Annotated in this window: 13 protein-coding genes; 5 read left to right on the top strand and 8 right to left on the bottom strand. The window is 69.2% G+C overall.

All coding sequences use genetic code 11. The features are described 5' to 3' along the window. Positions 1 to 79 precede the first annotated feature (79 nt). The gene (locus Q9G87_RS22660) at positions 80 to 373 is read left to right on the top strand and encodes an MTH1187 family thiamine-binding protein (protein ID WP_305918423.1); all 294 of its coding nucleotides are present in this window, start codon (positions 80 to 82) and stop codon (positions 371 to 373) included. A 131-nt stretch (positions 374 to 504) separates the two neighbouring features. Further along, positions 505 to 2,100 carry an FAD-dependent monooxygenase gene (locus Q9G87_RS22655; RefSeq protein WP_305918422.1) on the top strand — a complete coding sequence of 532 codons (1,596 nt, stop codon included), beginning with the start codon at positions 505 to 507 and terminating at the stop codon, positions 2,098 to 2,100. A 1-nt stretch (position 2,101) separates the two neighbouring features. Here Q9G87_RS22655 and Q9G87_RS22650 read toward each other — a convergent pair whose 3' ends face one another. The 6 genes from Q9G87_RS22650 to Q9G87_RS22625 all read right to left on the bottom strand — a co-directional run bounded on the left by Q9G87_RS22650 (position 2,102) and on the right by Q9G87_RS22625 (position 9,154). After that, positions 2,102 to 2,779, bottom strand: coding sequence for a uracil-DNA glycosylase (locus tag Q9G87_RS22650; protein ID WP_305918421.1), 678 nt, complete (start codon positions 2,777 to 2,779; stop codon positions 2,102 to 2,104). A 70-nt stretch (positions 2,780 to 2,849) separates the two neighbouring features. After that, positions 2,850 to 4,223 (bottom strand): M1 family metallopeptidase, encoded by a 1,374-nt coding sequence (locus tag Q9G87_RS22645; protein WP_305918420.1) that lies wholly within the window; start codon positions 4,221 to 4,223, stop codon positions 2,850 to 2,852. A 65-nt stretch (positions 4,224 to 4,288) separates the two neighbouring features. Further along, a complete protein-coding gene (locus tag Q9G87_RS22640) occupies positions 4,289 to 5,188 on the bottom strand; it encodes a carbohydrate ABC transporter permease (RefSeq protein ID WP_305918419.1) in 900 nt (299 codons plus the stop codon). After that, a complete protein-coding gene (locus Q9G87_RS22635; protein WP_305918418.1) occupies positions 5,185 to 6,561 on the bottom strand; it encodes an ABC transporter permease in 1,377 nt (458 codons plus the stop codon). The genes Q9G87_RS22640 and Q9G87_RS22635 overlap by 4 nt, the downstream gene beginning before the upstream one ends. Positions 6,562 to 6,573: 12 nt before the next feature. Next, positions 6,574 to 7,896: an ABC transporter substrate-binding protein gene (locus Q9G87_RS22630; protein ID WP_305918417.1), complete on the bottom strand. Its 1,323-nt coding sequence runs from the start codon at positions 7,894 to 7,896 to the stop codon at positions 6,574 to 6,576. 7 nt (positions 7,897 to 7,903) lie between these two features. After that, on the bottom strand, positions 7,904 to 9,154 hold the full coding sequence (locus Q9G87_RS22625; RefSeq protein WP_305918416.1) for an ABC transporter substrate-binding protein: 1,251 nt from the start codon (positions 9,152 to 9,154) through the stop codon (positions 7,904 to 7,906). A 127-nt stretch (positions 9,155 to 9,281) separates the two neighbouring features. Here Q9G87_RS22625 and Q9G87_RS22620 point away from each other — a divergent pair, with 127 nt between their 5' ends. From Q9G87_RS22620 to Q9G87_RS22610, 3 genes are all read left to right on the top strand, one after another. Beyond that, positions 9,282 to 9,788: a PadR family transcriptional regulator gene (locus tag Q9G87_RS22620; RefSeq protein WP_305918415.1), complete on the top strand. Its 507-nt coding sequence runs from the start codon at positions 9,282 to 9,284 to the stop codon at positions 9,786 to 9,788. Then, the gene (locus Q9G87_RS22615; protein WP_305918414.1) at positions 9,785 to 10,513 is read left to right on the top strand and encodes an ABC transporter ATP-binding protein; all 729 of its coding nucleotides are present in this window, start codon (positions 9,785 to 9,787) and stop codon (positions 10,511 to 10,513) included. The genes Q9G87_RS22620 and Q9G87_RS22615 overlap by 4 nt, the downstream gene beginning before the upstream one ends. Before the next feature lie 79 nt (positions 10,514 to 10,592). Next, positions 10,593 to 12,860 carry an ABC transporter permease gene (locus tag Q9G87_RS22610; protein WP_305918413.1) on the top strand — a complete coding sequence of 756 codons (2,268 nt, stop codon included), beginning with the start codon at positions 10,593 to 10,595 and terminating at the stop codon, positions 12,858 to 12,860. Here the strand turns inward: Q9G87_RS22610 and treS are convergent. Together treS and Q9G87_RS22600 are read right to left on the bottom strand one after the other, a co-directional pair. After that, entirely contained in the window at positions 12,847 to 14,562 is a 1,716-nt protein-coding gene (gene treS / locus Q9G87_RS22605; protein WP_305918412.1) for a maltose alpha-D-glucosyltransferase, read from the bottom strand. The two genes, Q9G87_RS22610 and treS, sit on opposite strands and share 14 nt — an antisense overlap. A 282-nt stretch (positions 14,563 to 14,844) precedes the next feature. Next, positions 14,845 to 16,479, bottom strand: coding sequence for an asparagine synthetase B family protein (locus tag Q9G87_RS22600; RefSeq protein ID WP_305918411.1), 1,635 nt, complete (start codon positions 16,477 to 16,479; stop codon positions 14,845 to 14,847). Positions 16,480 to 16,483: the final 4 nt, after the last annotated feature.

The following is a 16,483-nucleotide window of genomic DNA, read 5'->3' as shown; positions in this document are numbered from 1 at the left end:
GGAGGCGTCGTGGCTTTTCGCATGTCGCTCGCTAAGATCGAGACCTTCCAGCCGCACCCATAGCCGCAAGGGGCACACCGTGATCGTCGCATTCTCCATCACCCCGCTGGGCGTCGGCGAGGGCGTCGCCGAGCCCGTTGCCCGCGCCGTCAAGGTGGTCCGCTCCAGCGGCCTGCCCAACCGGACGGACGCGATGTTCACCACGATCGAGGGTGAGTGGGACGAGGTCATGGACGTCGTCAAGCGGGCCGTGGAGGCGGTGGCGGAGGTCGCTCCCAGGGTGAGCCTGGTGCTCAAGGCCGACATGCGGCAGGGGATCACGGACGGCATGACCTCCAAGGTCGAGTCCTTGGAACGCCACCTGTCGGAGTAGTCCTCCCGCCGACCATGCCGGGGGAGACCTCTCAGCCAACTCGAGATATATCTTGACTCTCTCCATCGACGCGACATATCGTGTGCTCGACCGCCAGACGCGATAGTACGCGTTCCCGAAGGGGGAGAGCAATGGAGCATGAGCGAGTGCCGGTCCTCGTGGTCGGCGGCGGGTATGGGGGGCTGAGCGCGGCGCTGCTCCTGGCCTGGCGCGACGTGCCGGTCATGCTGGTCGAACGGCACCCGAGCACATCGGTCCAGCCCAAGGCGTTCGGCGTCGGCCCGCGAGCCGTCGAGCTGCTGCGCCCCGTGCCCGGCGTCGAAGAAGCCCTGAGCGACATGTGGGCCGGCATCGGCGACAACATGCGCATCGCGATCGGCAAGAGCCTGGCCGACCCGGACCCGCACATGATCATGAGCGACGAGCGCGAGGAGCTGGCCTTCCTGGCCGGCATCACCCCCGCCGCGATGGTCGGCGCGCCCCAGGCCGAGGTCGAGCGCGTGCTCCGCCACAGGGCCGAGGAGCTCGGCGCCGACCTGCGTTTCTCCACCGAGTTGCGTTCGCTGGAGCAGGACGCGGCCGGGGTGACGGCGCTGATCCGCACCGCCGGTGAGGAGCGCCTGGTGCGGGCTGACTACGTCGTGGCCGCCGACGGCTACCGGAGCCCGCTGCGCCGGCTCCTGGGCGTGCCGGCCTCCGGCAAGGGGGAGCTGGGCCGGACGTGCTCGATCATGTTCGACGCCGACCTGTCCGGCCTGGTGCGCGACCGCGAGGTCACCTTGTGGTACCTGCAGAACGAGGTCTTCACCGGAGTGATCCTGACCGGCACCGGCGTGGGCGCGCACGTGCTCGGCGTCAACCTCGCGGAGGGCGAGAGCGAGGCCGACTTCCCCGACGAGCGCTGCGTCGAGCTGATCCGCATCGCCGCCGACCGGCCCGACCTGGACGTGCGCATCCTGGACAAGACGACCTTCGCCATGGCGCACGTGCTGGCCGACACCTACCGGGCCGGGCGGGTGTTCTTCGCGGGGGACGCGGCCCACACCATGCCGCCCACCGGCGGGCAGGGCGGCAGCACGGCGCTCCAGGACGGCTGTGACATCGCCTGGCGGCTCTGGCTGGTGCTCTCCGGGCAGGCCGGTCCCGGGTTCCTCGACACCTACGACGCCGAGCGCCGTCCCATCGGCACGCTGACGGCCGACGCCCAGCTCGCCAACCTCGGCGTACGCATGCCTCCCGCGGCCCGTGTCGGCTACCCCGAGCCCCTGGAGGACCCGATCGGCGCCCTCATCGGATACCGCTACCACTCCACGGCGATTCTGGACGAACCCGGCGACGACGGCTCGATCCTGGAGGATCCCCGCGTGCCGCACGGTCGTCCAGGCAGCCGCGCCCCGCACGTGGTGCTCGACTGGGAGGGTCAGCCCATCTCCACCATCGACCTGTTCGGCTCCGGCTTCGTCCTGCTGGCCGACAAAGAAGGGGGTCAGGCGTGGATCGACGCCGGACGCCTGATCAAGGAGCGATTGGGGGTGCAGCTCACGCGGCTGCTGATCGGCGACGAGCTGAAGGACGCGGAGGGCTGCTGGCGGGAGAGGTACGGCGTCAGCGGGGGCGGCGCCGTCCTGGTCCGGCCGGACGGATATGTGGCCTGGCGCTCCCCGGACGCCGACCCCGACCCGCTCGCCACGCTGGAGCGGGTCCTGCGGCGCGTACTCAGCCGCTGAGCTAAGGCAGCTTCCACTCCACAGGCGCCGCGCCCTGCTGGGCGAGCAGCTCATTGGCCCGGCTGAAAGGCCGCGAGCCGAAGAAGCCGCTGCGCGCCGACAACGGGGAGGGATGGGCGGACTCGATGCGCGGCACGTCGCCGAGCATCGGCGCGAGGTTACGCGCGTCGCGGCCCCACAGGATCGCCACCATCGGCTTGGCCCGCGCCACCAGCGCGCGGATGGCCTGCTCGGTGACCTGCTCCCAGCCCTTGCCCCGGTGCGAGGCCGGCTTGCCGGGCATCACGGTGAGCACCCTGTTGAGCAGCAGCACGCCCTGCTCCGCCCACGGCGTCAGGTCGCCGTTGGCGGGACGCGGCAGGCCGAGGTCGGTCTCCATCTCCTTGTAGATGTTGACCAGGCTGCCCGGCAGCGGCCGGACGTCCGCAGCCACCGAGAACGACAGCCCGACCGGGTGGCCGGGCGTCGGGTAGGGGTCCTGGCCCACGATCAGCACCTTGACCTCGTCGAAGGGCTGGTTGAACGCACGCAGGACGTTGGTCCCCGCGGGGAGGTATTGCCTGCCCTCAGCGATCTCCTTGCGCAGGAACTCGCCCATCAGGGAGATCTGCTCGGCGACGGGCTCAAGCGCTGTGGCCCATCCGGCTTCGACGACTTCGTTCAGTGGACGACCGGCCATGGCCGATGAGCTTATCTAGGTCTGGTACGGCTTGAGGCCGAAACGTCGCTCTCAAGCCGTACCAGAATGATCACAGCGCCGGCTTGCCGGGTTTGAAGAGCCAGGCCTCGAAGAGAGCGTCGAGCTGCTTGCCGGACACCCGCTCGGACAGGGCGATGAAGGCGGCCGTGTCGGCGTTGCCGTACTTGTAGTCGCTCGCCCACGCGCGCAGGATCGCGAAGAACGCCGCGTCACCGACCTCGCGCCGCAGCATGTGCAGGGTCATCGCGCCGCGGTCGTAGACGGGGTCGTGGAAGAGGTTCTCCGGGCCGCCCGGGTCGGCGGGCGGGCTCTGCCAGAAGTCGTCCTCGGCCGCCGTCGCGTAGGCCGCGTCGAACGAGGCCTGCACGGTACGGGTGCCGAGCTTGTCCACCCAGAGCCACTCCGCGTAGGTGGCGAAGCCCTCGTTGAGCCAGATGTCACGCCACAACGTCGGCGTCACCGAGTTGCCGAACCACTGGTGCGCCAGCTCGTGCGCGAGCAGCGACTCGCTGGGGACCCGCGGGTAGATGGGCCGCGTCTGGGTCTCCAGCGCGTAGCCGACCTCAGGGGCATGGTCGACGATCCCGCCGGTCGAGGAGAACGGGTACGGGCCGAAGACCGAGCTGAAGTAGTCGAGCACCGGCGGGTGCCGCTCGGGGAAGCCCTTCGCGTCGCCGGCCAGCTTGGGGTCCACGGCGGTGGTGACGCGGTAACCACCGATCCTGGCGTCGGCGAACTCGAACTTGCCGATCGACACCGTGGCCAGGTAGCTGGCCATCGGCTCATGGGAGTCCCACACCGACGTGGTGCGCTCGCCCTGCGACCACTTCGCCACCAGGTCCCCGTTGGCCACCGCCACCCGGGTGCTCGGTACGGTCACCGTGAACCGATAGGTCGCCTTGTCGGTCATGTGGTGGTTGCCTGGATACCAGGTCATGGCGCCCTGGGGCTCGTTGGCGTTGAAGACGCCGTCGCTCGTCTTGATCCACCCGTCCAGCGACCCGTCGGGGTCGATGACGTGCGTGGCCTTGCCGTCGTACCGGACGACGACGGAGAAGCCGCGGCCTGAAGGGAGGCTCCTGGCGGGCGTGACCACCAGCTCGGAGCCGCTCTGCGTGAAGGCGGCGGGCCGGCCGTCCACCGTCACCGACCGCACCGCCAGGGTGCTGACGAGATCCAGATTGAAACGGCTCAGCGCCTGTGTGGCCCGGGCGGTGATCCCGGCCACGCCGATGAGGCGTGCGGATGACGGGTCGTAGTCGAGCGAGAGGTCGTAATGGCCGGCGTCGTAGCCGCCGTTCCCCTGATCGGGGAAGTACGGGTCACCCGCACCCGGCGCGCCGGGTGCGCCGTCGTGCGCGAGGGCGGGGGAGAGGGGAAGGGAGATGAAGGCTGCTGCGGTGAGAGCGAGAAGACGCTTCATGACGATGCATCGGAACGACGAAAACGGACGTTACGGGCGCCCGCTGTGCAGGCGCCCGTAAGCCGTCACTTCACCGAGCCGGCCATCATGCCCTGGACGAAGTACCGCTGGAACGCGAAGAACATGATCAGCGGGATGATCAGCGACAGGAACGCGCCGGACGAGAGGATGTCAACGTTCGACCCGAACTGCCGCATCTGAGACTGCAGATATTTGGTCATCGGCTGGTTCTCGGTGTTGGCGAAGACCAACGCGATGAGCATGTCGTTCCACACCCACAGGAACTGGAAGATGCCCAGCGAGGCGATCGCGGGCTTGCCCAGCGGGAACACCACCGACGCGAAGATCTTCCACTCCGAGGCCCCGTCCATGCGTGCCGCCTCCAGCAGCGACGCCGGGATGCCGACGAAGAAGTTGCGGAGCAGGAAGATCGCGAACGGGAGCCCGAACGCCACGTGGAACAGCACCACGCCCGGGATCGAGCCGAAGATGCCGGCGTTTCCGTAGAGCGTGGCGACGGGGATCAGCGCGATCTGGATGGGCACGATGAGCAGGCCGACCACGACCAGGAAGGCCGCGTCCCGCCCGGGGAAGTCCATCCACGCGAACGCGTATCCCGCCATCGCCGCGATGCCGATCACCAGGACCGTGGTCGGCACCGTGATCAGCACGGTGTTCCAGAAGGACGCCGTGAAGCCGCTGCCCAGCAGGTTTTGGTAGTTCTGGATGGTCAGCTCGGCCGGCTTGGTGAAGACCGTCCACCAGCCCTCGGCGTTGTTGACCGGCGTGGTCCGCATGGAGACGACCAGCAGGCCGAGCGTCGGCACCAGCCAGAACAGGCCCAGCAGCACCATGATGATCTGGACGGCGCCGCTGCCGGTCCGATCCACGATCTTGCTCAGCACGCCCCTGCGCGGCGCACCCGTTTCCAGCCCCTGCGGGGCGGTAGCAGTCGCGCTCGTCATGTGTCTTCCCTCCTGAACCGGCGGATGTTCATGATCATGAAGGGAAGGACCAGAATCAGCAGGAGGATGGCGAGCGCGCTGCCCAGCCCCTGGTTGTTCCCGCCGCCGAACGACACGCGCCACATCTCCAGCGCGACCACGTTCGCCTGCGGCTGGACCGAGGCCGGCGCGATGATGAACACCAGGTCGAACACCTTCAGGGTATTGATGATCATCGTCACGAAGACGACGAGGAGCACCGGCGACAGCAGCGGCACGGTGATCTTGCGGAACACCTGCCACTCCGTGGCGCCGTCGATGCGGGCCGCTTCCAGCGCGTCCCGCGGGATCGCCGCCAGCCCCGCCGCGAGCAGGACCATGGCGAACCCGGCCCACACCCAGACGAACGCGCCGATGATCGCCGGCGTGATCAGCGTCGGGCCGAGCCAGGTCAGCCCGCCGTAGGACGCCTCGAAGTTCGACTGCGGCAGGCGGATCGTGTAGGAGCCCGCAGGCAGGTCCGCGAAGCGGAACGCGCCCTGGTCGTCGGTCGTGGAGGTCGCGACGACCTGGCCGTTCTGCACTGCCTCGACGGTCATGCCGGGCAGGCCCTTCTCACCGGTGTCCACCGCGCCGCTCTGGCCGCCGCCTCCTGGCGTGAAGTCGAACCAGACGATGCCCAAGATCCCGCTGCCGCTCGCCGATTCCGGGGCCGGCCGCGCGTTGGCCGGCATGACGGCCGGCTTGACGCCGACGATCGGGATCAGCACCTGCTGGCCCGCCTGGACGGGCTGCTTGGTGACGACCGCGCCGTTCTGGGCGGCGACCGGGGACTGGGCGCCCTCGCGCGGGCGGGCCTCCGGGTAGCCCTGCGAGGAGGAGAACGTATCGTGCACGGTCGTCAGCACCGCGTTGGCCAGGCCCTTGTCCGGGTTCTCCTCGTACACCAGGCGGAAGATCACGCCGGCCGCCATCAGCGAGACCGCCATCGGCATGAACACGATCAGCTTGAACGCCGTCGCCCATTTGATGCGCTCGGTCAGCACCGCGAAGATCAGGCCCAGCGTGGTGACCACGATCGGGGCGATGACCACCCAGATGAGGTTGTTGCGGATCGTGGTGAGCGTGCCGGAGTCGGTGAAGATCGTCGTGTAGTTGCCCAGGCCGACGAATCCGGTGCCGTTCGCGTCGAACAGGCTGCGGAAGATCGAGTAGACGATCGGGTAGACCACCCAGATCCCCAGCAGCAGCGCCGCTGGGAGGAGGAAGGCGATGGCGACCACCGGCGAGGGGCCGAGGCGTTGTTTCGTGCGGGGGGTTTCAGCCGGTCCGGTGGCGGCCCCGCCCGCGATCTCCGCGGGCGGGACCTTCGGGCCGTCCAACCGTTCGGTCACGGCCTTACCTCTTTACTTCCAGGCCTTCTTGGCCTCGGCTTCGAGCGCCTCCTGGGCGCCCTTGACGTCGGTCGGCTTGCGGACGAAGTCCTGCAGGACCTTCCACTCGCCCTTGCCATCGGTGCCGCCGAACGCGCTGGGCGCGAGGTCGGACATGTCGTAACGGACGGCGTCGCCGGCCGAGATGATCGTCTGCCCGAGCTGCTTGGTCAGCTCGTTCGGGTAGTTGTCGGGAGAGACGTTCTTGTTGGGCGACAGGTACCCGGGCAGCTTGGCCCAAATCTCGCCGCCCTCCTTGGAGGCCAGGAACTGCAGCAGTGCCATGGCGCCGGGCGAGTCCTTCATCGCCACCGCGACGTCGCCGCCGAGGATGACGGGAGTGGTGTCACCGGCCTTCGGGAACGGGAAGTACTTCGCCTCCTCGCCCACCTTGGCGCCGGACTGCTCGGCCTCGACGGCCACGAAGTCGGCCTCGATGACCATGGCGGACTTCTTGTTGCTGTAGACCTTGCTCACGCAGGTGGGGAAGTCGGTCTGCATCGTGCCGGAGGTCCCGTCGACCAGGAACTCCTGCTTGCCGACGATCTGCTGGATCTTCTCCAGCGCGGTCGTCACGGTCGGGTCGGTCCACGGGATCTCGTGCTTGGAGAGCTTGTCGTAGTTCTCCGGGCCCGCGGTGGACAGGTAGACGTTCTCGAAGAGGTCGGTCAGCGTCCAGCCGGAGGCGCCGCAGAGCGAGAACGGCGGCGTGCCCGAGTCGGCGATGGTCTGCGCGTTCTTGACGAGCTCGTCCCAGGTCGTCGCCGGCTGCACGCCGGCGTCGTCGAACGCCTGCGACCGGTACCAGACCAGCGACTTGTGCGCGGCCTTGATCAGCACGCCGTAGACCTGGCCGTCGACGGAGCCGAGCTCCTTCCAGTACGGCGTGTAGTTGGTGTCGATCTCCGCGGTGACGGCGTCGGTGAGCGGCTTGAGCGCCTTCTGCTCCACGTACTGCTGCACCAGACCCGGCTGCGGCAGAATGGCCACGTCCGGCGGGCTGCCGGCCTGGATGCGGGGGCCGAGGAAGGCGCCGGTGTCCTCACCGGTGGAGGCGTAGGTGACCTGGGCGCCGGTCTTGTCGGAGAACGCCTTGAGCACCTGCTCGAAGTTCTTCTGCTCGGCTCCGGTCCACTTGGCGGCGACCTCGAGCTTCACGCCCTCGAGGGTCTTAGCGCCGGCGGTCGCGGGCGCGGACCCCGTGGCGGTGGGCTGCGTCGTCGTCGGCGCGTTACCGCAGGCGGCGACGGCTAGCGCGAGCCCGGCCAGGATCGCTGCTGCACTGGCTTTTCGCATGGCTGCCTCACTGGGTTCTGATGATTTCTTCGAGTTCGGACTTCATGGAGACCGCGACGTCGTCGGCGGACTCGGGGGTGGGGGTGCTGAGGGCCTTGGCGACCGAGCTTGCGATCACCAGGCTCAGCTGGTTGTAGTTGGCGCTGACCGGCCGTGGCTTGGCGGCGAGGATGCTCTCCTTGAGCACCGGCAGGTACGGGAAGCGCTTGATCAGGTCGGGATCGTCGTAGAGCTCGGTCCACACGGGAGGGAAGGACCCCTCGGTGAGGACGCGGCGCTCGTTCTCCAGGCTCGTGAAGTAGCGGATGAACTCCTGGGCGGTCTGCTGGTGCTTGGAGAAGGCGCTGATGGCCAGGTTGGCGCCACCCAGCGTGCTGGAGCCGGGGCCGGTGAGCCCGGGCAGCCGGGTCACGCCCAGCTTGTCGCCCAGCGTCGCCTTGGCGGGACCGTAGGCGTGCGGCCAGTTGCGGGCGAAGGCCAGCTCGCCTTCCTGGAAGGCCAGGCGCGACTCCTCTTCTTTGAAGCTCAGCGACCGCTTGGGTATCCAGCCTTCGCGCAGGCCTTGGAGCAGGAAGTCGAGCGCGGTCTCGCCCTTGGCCGGGTCGAGGGTCACCTCCGTGCCATCGTGGCTGAGAATCTGCCCGCCGGCCGACTGCACCGCCTCGGAGAAGTTCACGGTGAGCCCTTCATAGGCCAAGAACTGCCCGGCATAGCCTCCTATATTGTGATTTTTCGTAATTTCACGTGACTGATCGCGTAGCTCGGCCCACGTCCGCGGCGGCTTCTTGACCAGGTCGGTCCGGTAGTAGAGCAGTCCCGCGTTGCTCGTGTACGGGACGGCCCAGAGCTTGTCCTTGTAGATCGCCGTCTCCACGACCGGCGGCAGGAACCTGTCGAGCGGGAACAACCCGCGCTCCAGGGGGATGATCCAGCCGTTCTCCGCGAACTCGGCGGTCCACACCACGTCGAGCCCCAGCACGTCGTAGCGGCTGCTCTGGGCCTGGAGGTTGGCCACCATCTGAGCGCGTTGCTCGTCGGCGGCCTCGGGCAGCTCCAGCAGCGTCACCTTCTCGGCCGGGTGGGCCTGGTTCCAGCGATCCAGCAAGGGTTGCAGGTAAGCCGTGGTGTCGCGGCCGGTGGCGAACGTGATGGGGCCGGTTCCGCCCGTACTCGTCTCGCCGCCGCCCTCCTCGCCCGCCGTCGCGCAGCCGCCGGCCGCCAGGATGACGGCCAGTATGAGCGAAAGCGAGCGCGGCACTCTGTTTCCTCCGTGTTCAGAGTGGTTACATACGTGTTAGGTAGATGCATTCATGTTATGCACACCTGTAATCTGAAGGTCAACGGATAACCGCGTAACGCATTCGTAACACAGCGGGAGGTGAGGCGTGCGGCTTCACCTGCTCGCGCTCCTGGCCAAGGAGCCGGCCCACGGCTATGAGCTCAAGCAGGCCCTTGAGCAGACCTTCGGCAGCGCCTATCCCTCGCCGAACATCGGGCAGATCTATGTGACGCTCGGCAGGCTGGAGAAGGACGGCCTGGTCAGGGCCGTGGACGTGGAGCAGTCCAACCGGCCCAACAAGAAGGTCTACTACCTGACCGCCAAGGGCCGCGACCTGCTCACCACCTGGGTGGACGAGCCCACCGAAGGGCCTAGGGTACGCGATGAGTTCTTCATGAAGCTCGTGCTCGCCCCGCTCACCGGCATCGCCGACCGGATGGCGCTGATCAACCGGCAGCGCCGCCACTATCTGGGACTCATGAGCGACCTCAACGACCTGCTGTCCCGCACGCCGCCGACGGACCGGGTGGCCATTCTGCTCATCGAGGGGGCCATGCTGCACCTGCAGGCCGACCTTGACTGGCTGGAGCGGTGCCAGGAGGATCTGGCATGAGCACGGTCCTGAAAACGGTCAATCTGGTCAAGATCTACCAGGATGGCGCGGTGCCCGTGCCTGCCGTGCGCGGGGTGGACCTGCAGGTGGAGCCGGGCGAGTTCGTCGCGATCATGGGGCCGTCCGGGTCGGGCAAGTCCACACTCGTCCACATGCTGGGCGGGCTCGACACCAGGACCAGCGGCGAGATCTGGCTCGACGGCAAGCGCGCCGACACGCTCTCGGAGAGCGCGTGGGCGGTGCTGCGGCGCAAGAAGATCGGCTTCGTCTTCCAGTTCTTCAACCTCGTCGCCAACATGACCGTGGGCGACAACGTCGAGCTGCCCGCGCTGCTGGCCGGTGCCTCGCCCAAGGTCGCCCGCGAGCGCAGGGAGAGCCTGCTGGCCGCGCTCAACCTCACCGACCGCGCCGACGCCGCGCCCGCGCAGCTGTCCGGTGGCGAGCAGCAGCGGGTGGCGCTGGCCAGGGCGCTGTCCAACCAGCCCAGCCTGCTGCTGGCCGACGAGCCGACCGGCAACCTCGACAGCCGCAACACGCGCGACGTGCTGCGCCTGCTCAGCGATGTGCACAAAGAGGGCCAGACGATCGTCATGGTCACCCACGACGCCCGCGTGGCGAGCCTGGCCGACCGGCTGGTTTCGCTGTTCGACGGGGAGATCGTCGACGACGGCCGCATCGCCCGCAGGCGCACCGGCACGGCCGGCGAGGTGATCGACCTCCGATGAGCCCACCCCGCCCCGCCGCCTTCGCACCCGTCCCTTCCCCACGCGCACCCGGGCCGGCGCGTGGCGGGCGGAGCGCGTCATGAGCGCCTCACTGGCGGGGAGCCGGTGGATCAGGGCCGACCTGCGGGCCAGGAAGGGCCAGGCGGTGCTGACCGTGCTCGCCGTGGCCGGGATCGTGGCCGCGCTGATCACCGCGGCGACCCTGCTCGAGGACGGCACGAACCCGTGGCGGAGCCTGTTCGCGCAGACCGACGGGGCCCACATCTGGCTTTACACCAAGGACAGCCCGCGGGTGGCCCTCAACGGCATCGACGGCGTGACACAGACCGCGGGCCCCTACCGGTCGGCGCCCGTGACCGTGGCGCAGGACGGCAAGAAGGAGCCGGCCGCGCTGCGCGCGATGCCCGCCACGCCGCCGCAGGTGGCGCACCCGCTGGTGGCCGAGGGCAAGTGGCTGGACGCCGCGCAGCCCGACGGGGTGGTCGTCGAGCGGTCGTTCGCGACCGCGCTGCGGCTCAGGGTCGGCGCGCCCTTCACGGTCATCGCGCTCAGCGGCGAGCGCCACACCCTCTACGTCCGTGGCATCGCCGACTCCGCCGAGCAGGGCTTCTACCCGCAGTGGACGCCCGGCCTGGCCTACGTGCTGCCCGCCATGCTCGACAGGGTCGAGCCCATGCTCGGCCGCAGCGAATGGGTCACCGGGCTGCGCCTGGCCGACCCCGACGCCACCCAGGTCGCCTCCCAGCGGGCGGTCGTCATGCTGGAGGACGAGCTGCAACGGGTCTACACCTGGCGCGAGGTCAGAGCCGCCATGGAGCTGGACAACCGGCTGCTCGGCACGCTGCTGGCGCTGTTCGGCGTGGTCGGGCTGGTGGCGGCCGCGCTCGCGCTGGCCAACGCGGCCGGCGGCCGGGTGCTCGGCCAGCTGCGCGACCTGGCCACGCTCAAGTCCATGGGCTTCACCAGGGGGCAGGTCGCGCTGCTGCTGCTGGTCGAGCACGGCGCGCTCGGCCTGCTCGGCGTCGCGCTCGGCGCGGTCGCAGGCTGGGGCGTGATGGCACTGGTCCTGGGCGCGACCTCGGTGGCGCCGGTGCCCGTGCTGGCCATCGTCGGCGGCACGGCGCTGGTGGTGCTGGCCGCCGTGGGCCTGCCCGCCTGGCGCGGCGGGCGCACGCCGCCGATCCCCGCCGCGCCGGCCGCGCCGCCGCGGGGCCACTTGTCCCGGCTGGCCAGGCTCGCCCTCCTCGTACGCCTGCCGCCCGCCCTCGTCCTCGGCACCAGGGACGCCTTCACCCGGCGGACACCGGCCTTCCTGACGGCGTTCGGGCTGGCCGTGCCGATGATGATGACCACGATCGGACTGGGCGTGTGGGCCACGCTGGACGACTTCGCCGACCATCCCGAGCAGGTGGGCCAGCACGCCTCTCTGTACGTCAGGGCGGGCAAGCTGGAGCCGGCCGACGCCAAGCGCATCGCCGAGCAGGACAGGGACGTGGCCGCGGTCTACCCGGGCACCGACGTCAACGCCCTGGCGCCGGGCGAGGCCCGCTCGGTCAGAGTGCGGGCCATCGGCAGCTCCACGACGCCCTACCCGTTCCCCGTGGTCGAAGGCCGCATGTACGGCCGCCAGGGGGAGGCCGTGGCCGGACAGGGGCTGCTCGACCTGCTGGGTGTCAAGATCGGCGACCGGGTGCGGCTGACCGTGGGCGGCACGCCGCTGATCGTCAGGATCGTCGGCAGGACCGTCGAGCCCGACCTGGACGGCGAAGTGCTCTCGGTGGGACTCGACAGCCTGGCGGCCAAGGACGCGGTGCCGCCCGAGTTCTACGCGCTCGCCCTGAAGCCCGGCGCCGACCAGGGCGAGGTGCGCGGCAGGTTGCTGGGCGAGTCGGCCGAGAGCCTGGACGTGCAGGCCGCGGTCAACCCGGCCGACCGGCTGTCGATCATCAGGGTGGTGATCGTGGCGCTGATCGCCGTGCTGACCTTGATCGGCCTGGCCAACCTGCTCACCGCCAGCGCCCTCGGCCTGCGCGACCACGCCTTCGACCTGGCCGTGCTGAAGGCCATGGGGCTGACGCCGCGTCAGGTCATGGCCACGCTGGTGATGGGCACGGGCCTGCTGGTCGTGCTCGGCGTAGGCGCGGGCGCCGCGGCGGGCATGTCCGTGGTGAAGGGACTGATCGACCTGCAGGGCCACACCAGCGGCGTGGGAGCGGGCATCGGCCGCGCGCCGTCGGCCCTGACACTGGCCGTCGCCGTCGTGGCGGCCGTGGGCACGGCCCTCGCGGTCGCGCTCATTCCTGCGCGCCGCGCGGCCCGTGCCCAGGTGCCGGTCACCTCGCGCTGACGGACGGGGCGACGGCCCCCATGACGGCCTCCGCGCGCTTGAGCGCGAACCAGTAGAAGCCGTGGCCGGGCAGCGTCAGCAGGTAGGGCAGCTCGCCGATCGGCGGGAACGGCACCCCGCCGCGCGCCTCCACCGGAATCAGGCCTTCGAATCTGCGCAGGTCCAGCTCCACCGGCTGCGGGAACTTCGACAGGTTGTTCACGCACAACATCACGTCGTCGCGGTCCTCGCGGACGTACGTGAGCACGGCCGGGGTCGACGACCACATTTCCGTGTACGCCCCGACCCCGAACACCGGGTGCCTGCGCCGGATCTCCAGCATCTTGCGGGTGAACTGGAGCAACGAGCCCTCATGCCGCTGCTGGGCCTCCACGTTGACCGCCTGGTAGCCGTAGATCGGGTCCATGACGGCCGGCAGGTAGAGCCGCCCGGGGTCGGCCGTGGAGAAGCCCGCGTTGCGGTCGGGGCTCCACTGCATCGGCGTGCGGACCGCGTCCCTGTCCTCCAGCCAGATGTTGTCGCCCATGCCGATCTCGTCGCCGTAGTAGATGATCGGCGAGCCCGGCAGCGACAGCAGCAGCGCGGTGAACAGCTCGATCCGGTCCCTGTCGTTGTCGAGCAGCGGGGCCAGGCGCCGGCGGATGCCTAGGTAGGCCCGCATGCGCGGGTCCTTGGCGTACTCGTTGTGCATGTAGTCGCGCTCTTCCTCGGTCACCGTCTCGAGCGTGAGCTCGTCGTGGTTGCGCAGGAAGATGCCCCACTGGGCGTGCTCCGGCAGCTTCGGCGTGCGCGACATGATCTCGGAGATCGGCTCGCGGGTCTCCTTCTTGACCGCCATGTAGATGCGCGGCATGAGCGGGAAGTGGAAGGCCATGTGGCACTCGTCGCCGCCCGTGGTGGGGTCGCCGAAATACTCCACGACGTCCTCGGGCCAGCCGTTGGCCTCGGCCAGCAGCACCCGGTCCGGGTAGAGCCGGTCCACCTCGGCGCGGATCTTCTTCAGGTAGGAGTGCGTCTCCGGCAGCCCGGAGCACGCGGTGCCCTCCCGCTCGAACAGGTAGGGAACCGCGTCCAGCCGGAACCCGTCGATGCCCAGGTCCAGCCAGAACCGCAGCACCTCCAGCATGGCCTCCTGCACAGCCGGGTTGTCGTAGTTCAGGTCCGGCTGGTGGTGGAAGAAACGGTGCCAGTAGTACTGCTTGCGCACGGGGTCGTAGGTCCAGTTGGACTCCTCGGCGCCGATGAAGATGATCGGCGCGTCGGGGTAGCCGCCGGGGTGGTCCGACCACACGTAGAAGTCGCCGTACGGACCCTCGGGGTCGTGCCGGGACGCCTGGAACCAGGGATGTCTGTCGCTGGTGTGGTTCATCACGAGGTCGGTGATGATCCGCAGGCCCCGCTCATGGGCCCTCTCGATCAGCTGGACGAAATCCCCAAGATCCCCGAAGTCCGGAAGGATCTTCATGTAGTCCGAGATGTCGTAGCCGCCGTCACGCAGCGGTGACTCGTACAGCGGCAGCAACCACAGGCAGTCGACACCCAGCCACTCGAGGTAGCCGAGCTTTTCGATCAGCCCGCGCAAATCTCCGGTGCCGTCGCCGTTGGAGTCCTTGAACCCCCGGACGAGAACCTCGTAGAACACCGCCCGCTTGTACCAGGCCGGGTCTTCCGAGACGAACGCCTCGGAGATCGGCTCCGGCATTGGGGATGCGTTGATCATATGTCGCTCACAGGAAGAGATGTGGGCAGGACGAAGTCACCGGTTGCCCCGGCGTTTTTGTCTGGTGACCGCGCCGCCTGGAGTCGTCATCCCTGCGAACTCCATGCCCTAGAACGGGACCGGATTTGTGATCCGGTGCCCCGTTTGTGCGGCGCTTACGGGCCGAACACTACCAGCCCGTTGGCTTTCCGGAACCCGCTTCTGCTGTGCGACGTTTAATACCCGCGAGATCCGTACGTAATCGCCCTGTTACCCACGGTTCATTCAGAACGGTGTCGTCAGATCCGTGAGGTCGTTCTCGAAGTCGCTCAGCCAGAGTCCGAAGAGTACCAATCCCCGCACCCAGAAGCGGTCATTCCAACCATTGAACCTGGTCAGCGCGTCGGGACCACCCGCGATCAGCTCGTGCAGCTCCTCCGACACCAGCCCGGGAACCCGGTTGACCACAGTCTCGAGCATGCTGTGCGCATAATTTCGGGCAGGCGCCGCGGTGGACCGCAACGGCACCCGCTGGAGCGGCTGCTTGACGACGTTCGTGGACGGCAGCGCGGCCACCCGCGGATGGGCCGCGTGCAGCACCTCACGGTAGAACCGGCCCTTGTTCTTGCGCGCCACCCCGACCGACAGCGCGGCGTCGAAGAAGTCCGGATGGATGAACGGCGCCGCGAACGACGCCTCGGGCCCGACCAGATTGACCGCGGAGCGCGCGATGCCCCGCACGGTCCTGGTGTGCAGCACCGACAGCGGCAGCTCGGCCCGGTGGCCGTGGAGCATGGAGGTGGCGGCCGCGAACTGCTCGCGCACGGCCTCCTCCATCCACTCCGCGGCCGCCTTGGACAGGAACGGCTGCGAGGGCGCGCCGAGCGACAACGAGCCCAGGACCGCCGCCGAGCGCTCCGCCTGGGTCCTGGCCTCCAGCGCGGCCCCGCTGACCATGAAGTTCTTCAGCAGCGGGCCGCCGGCCAGGCCGTCGACCAGGATCCGGCCCGCGCCGTGCACCTCCTTGGCGAAGGGTGCGTACCAGGCGTGGTGCGGCGTCAGGTATTCGAGCCTGCGGGCCACCTCCATCGCATCCCGCGGGTAGTCGGCGGCGTCCTGAGTGATCACCCGGTGCGGTATGCCGAGCTCCTTGGTGATCGCCCTGGCGAAGGCGATGTCGGTGTCGGTGCCGTCGTCCGGGCTCGTCGTCCAGGACTCGACGTCCGCGCCCCTGGCTTTGGCCACGCTCGCCAGCAGCCGGGAGTCGTAGCCGCCGCTGACCGGCACGAGCAGCTTGCGCCCGTCGTAGTCCTCGTAGACGCGATCCAGCAGCTCGACGATCTCGCGCGGGCTGATCCACGACTCGTACGGCTCCGTGCGCAGCCAGCGCGGCAGCCGCCGCTCGGTGGCCACCCGTCCGTGCTCCCACACCAGCGCGCTCGCCCCGGGCAGCCGCTTGACCTCGGTGTACGGGGTCGCCTCGCCCAGTGGGAACGTCACCTGGATGATCGAGGCCCAGGCCGCCCAGTCGATCGCGATCGGCACCAGGCTGAGCAGCGGCTGGATCAGCGACGAGAAGTAGACCGCGTCGCCCTGACGGACGTAGTAGACGTCCACCAGTCCGAGCGCGCCCGTGTGCAACGTGACCTTGTCGGCGTCGCCGATCAGGCCGGGGGTCTCGTACGTCTCCGCGACCGCGATCCACTCCTCGATCGCGGCCGGCCTGCGCTCGCCCCACGCGAACGCGTAGGAGTCGCCGACGCGGTGGTAGGGCGGCAGCGGCGTGGAGCTGAACAACGCCGCGTCGGGCGTCTGGAGCGCCGGGCGCACGCGCGGGCCGGCGGCGGTCAGCTTGCCGAGTATGGCGGTGTCGATCCGGCCGAGAGCGCCGCAGACATAGGGTCGCACGTTGAACTGCACCGGA

Source organism: Nonomuraea turcica (genome assembly GCF_030718205.1).
Classification (GTDB): Bacteria; Actinomycetota; Actinomycetes; order Streptosporangiales; family Streptosporangiaceae; genus Nonomuraea.
Note: the sequence above shows the minus strand (reverse complement) of the source record. Positions and strands in the feature narration are given on the sequence as shown.

Bases quoted from the DNA above. Each gene is read 5' to 3' on its own strand.
- Q9G87_RS22655 (WP_305918422.1), top strand. From the start codon at position 505: ATGGAGCATGAGCGAGTGCCGGTCCTCGTGGTCGGCGGCGGGTATGGG.
- Q9G87_RS22645 (WP_305918420.1), bottom strand. From the start codon at position 4,223: ATGAAGCGTCTTCTCGCTCTCACCGCAGCAGCCTTCATCTCCCTTCCC.
- Q9G87_RS22610 (WP_305918413.1), top strand. From the start codon at position 10,593: ATGAGCGCCTCACTGGCGGGGAGCCGGTGGATCAGGGCCGACCTGCGG.
- Q9G87_RS22640 (WP_305918419.1), bottom strand. From the start codon at position 5,188: ATGACGAGCGCGACTGCTACCGCCCCGCAGGGGCTGGAAACGGGTGCG.
- Q9G87_RS22650 (WP_305918421.1), bottom strand. From the start codon at position 2,779: ATGGCCGGTCGTCCACTGAACGAAGTCGTCGAAGCCGGATGGGCCACA.
- treS (WP_305918412.1), bottom strand. From the start codon at position 14,562: ATGCCGGAGCCGATCTCCGAGGCGTTCGTCTCGGAAGACCCGGCCTGG.
- Q9G87_RS22615 (WP_305918414.1), top strand. From the start codon at position 9,785: ATGAGCACGGTCCTGAAAACGGTCAATCTGGTCAAGATCTACCAGGAT.
- Q9G87_RS22630 (WP_305918417.1), bottom strand. From the start codon at position 7,896: ATGCGAAAAGCCAGTGCAGCAGCGATCCTGGCCGGGCTCGCGCTAGCC.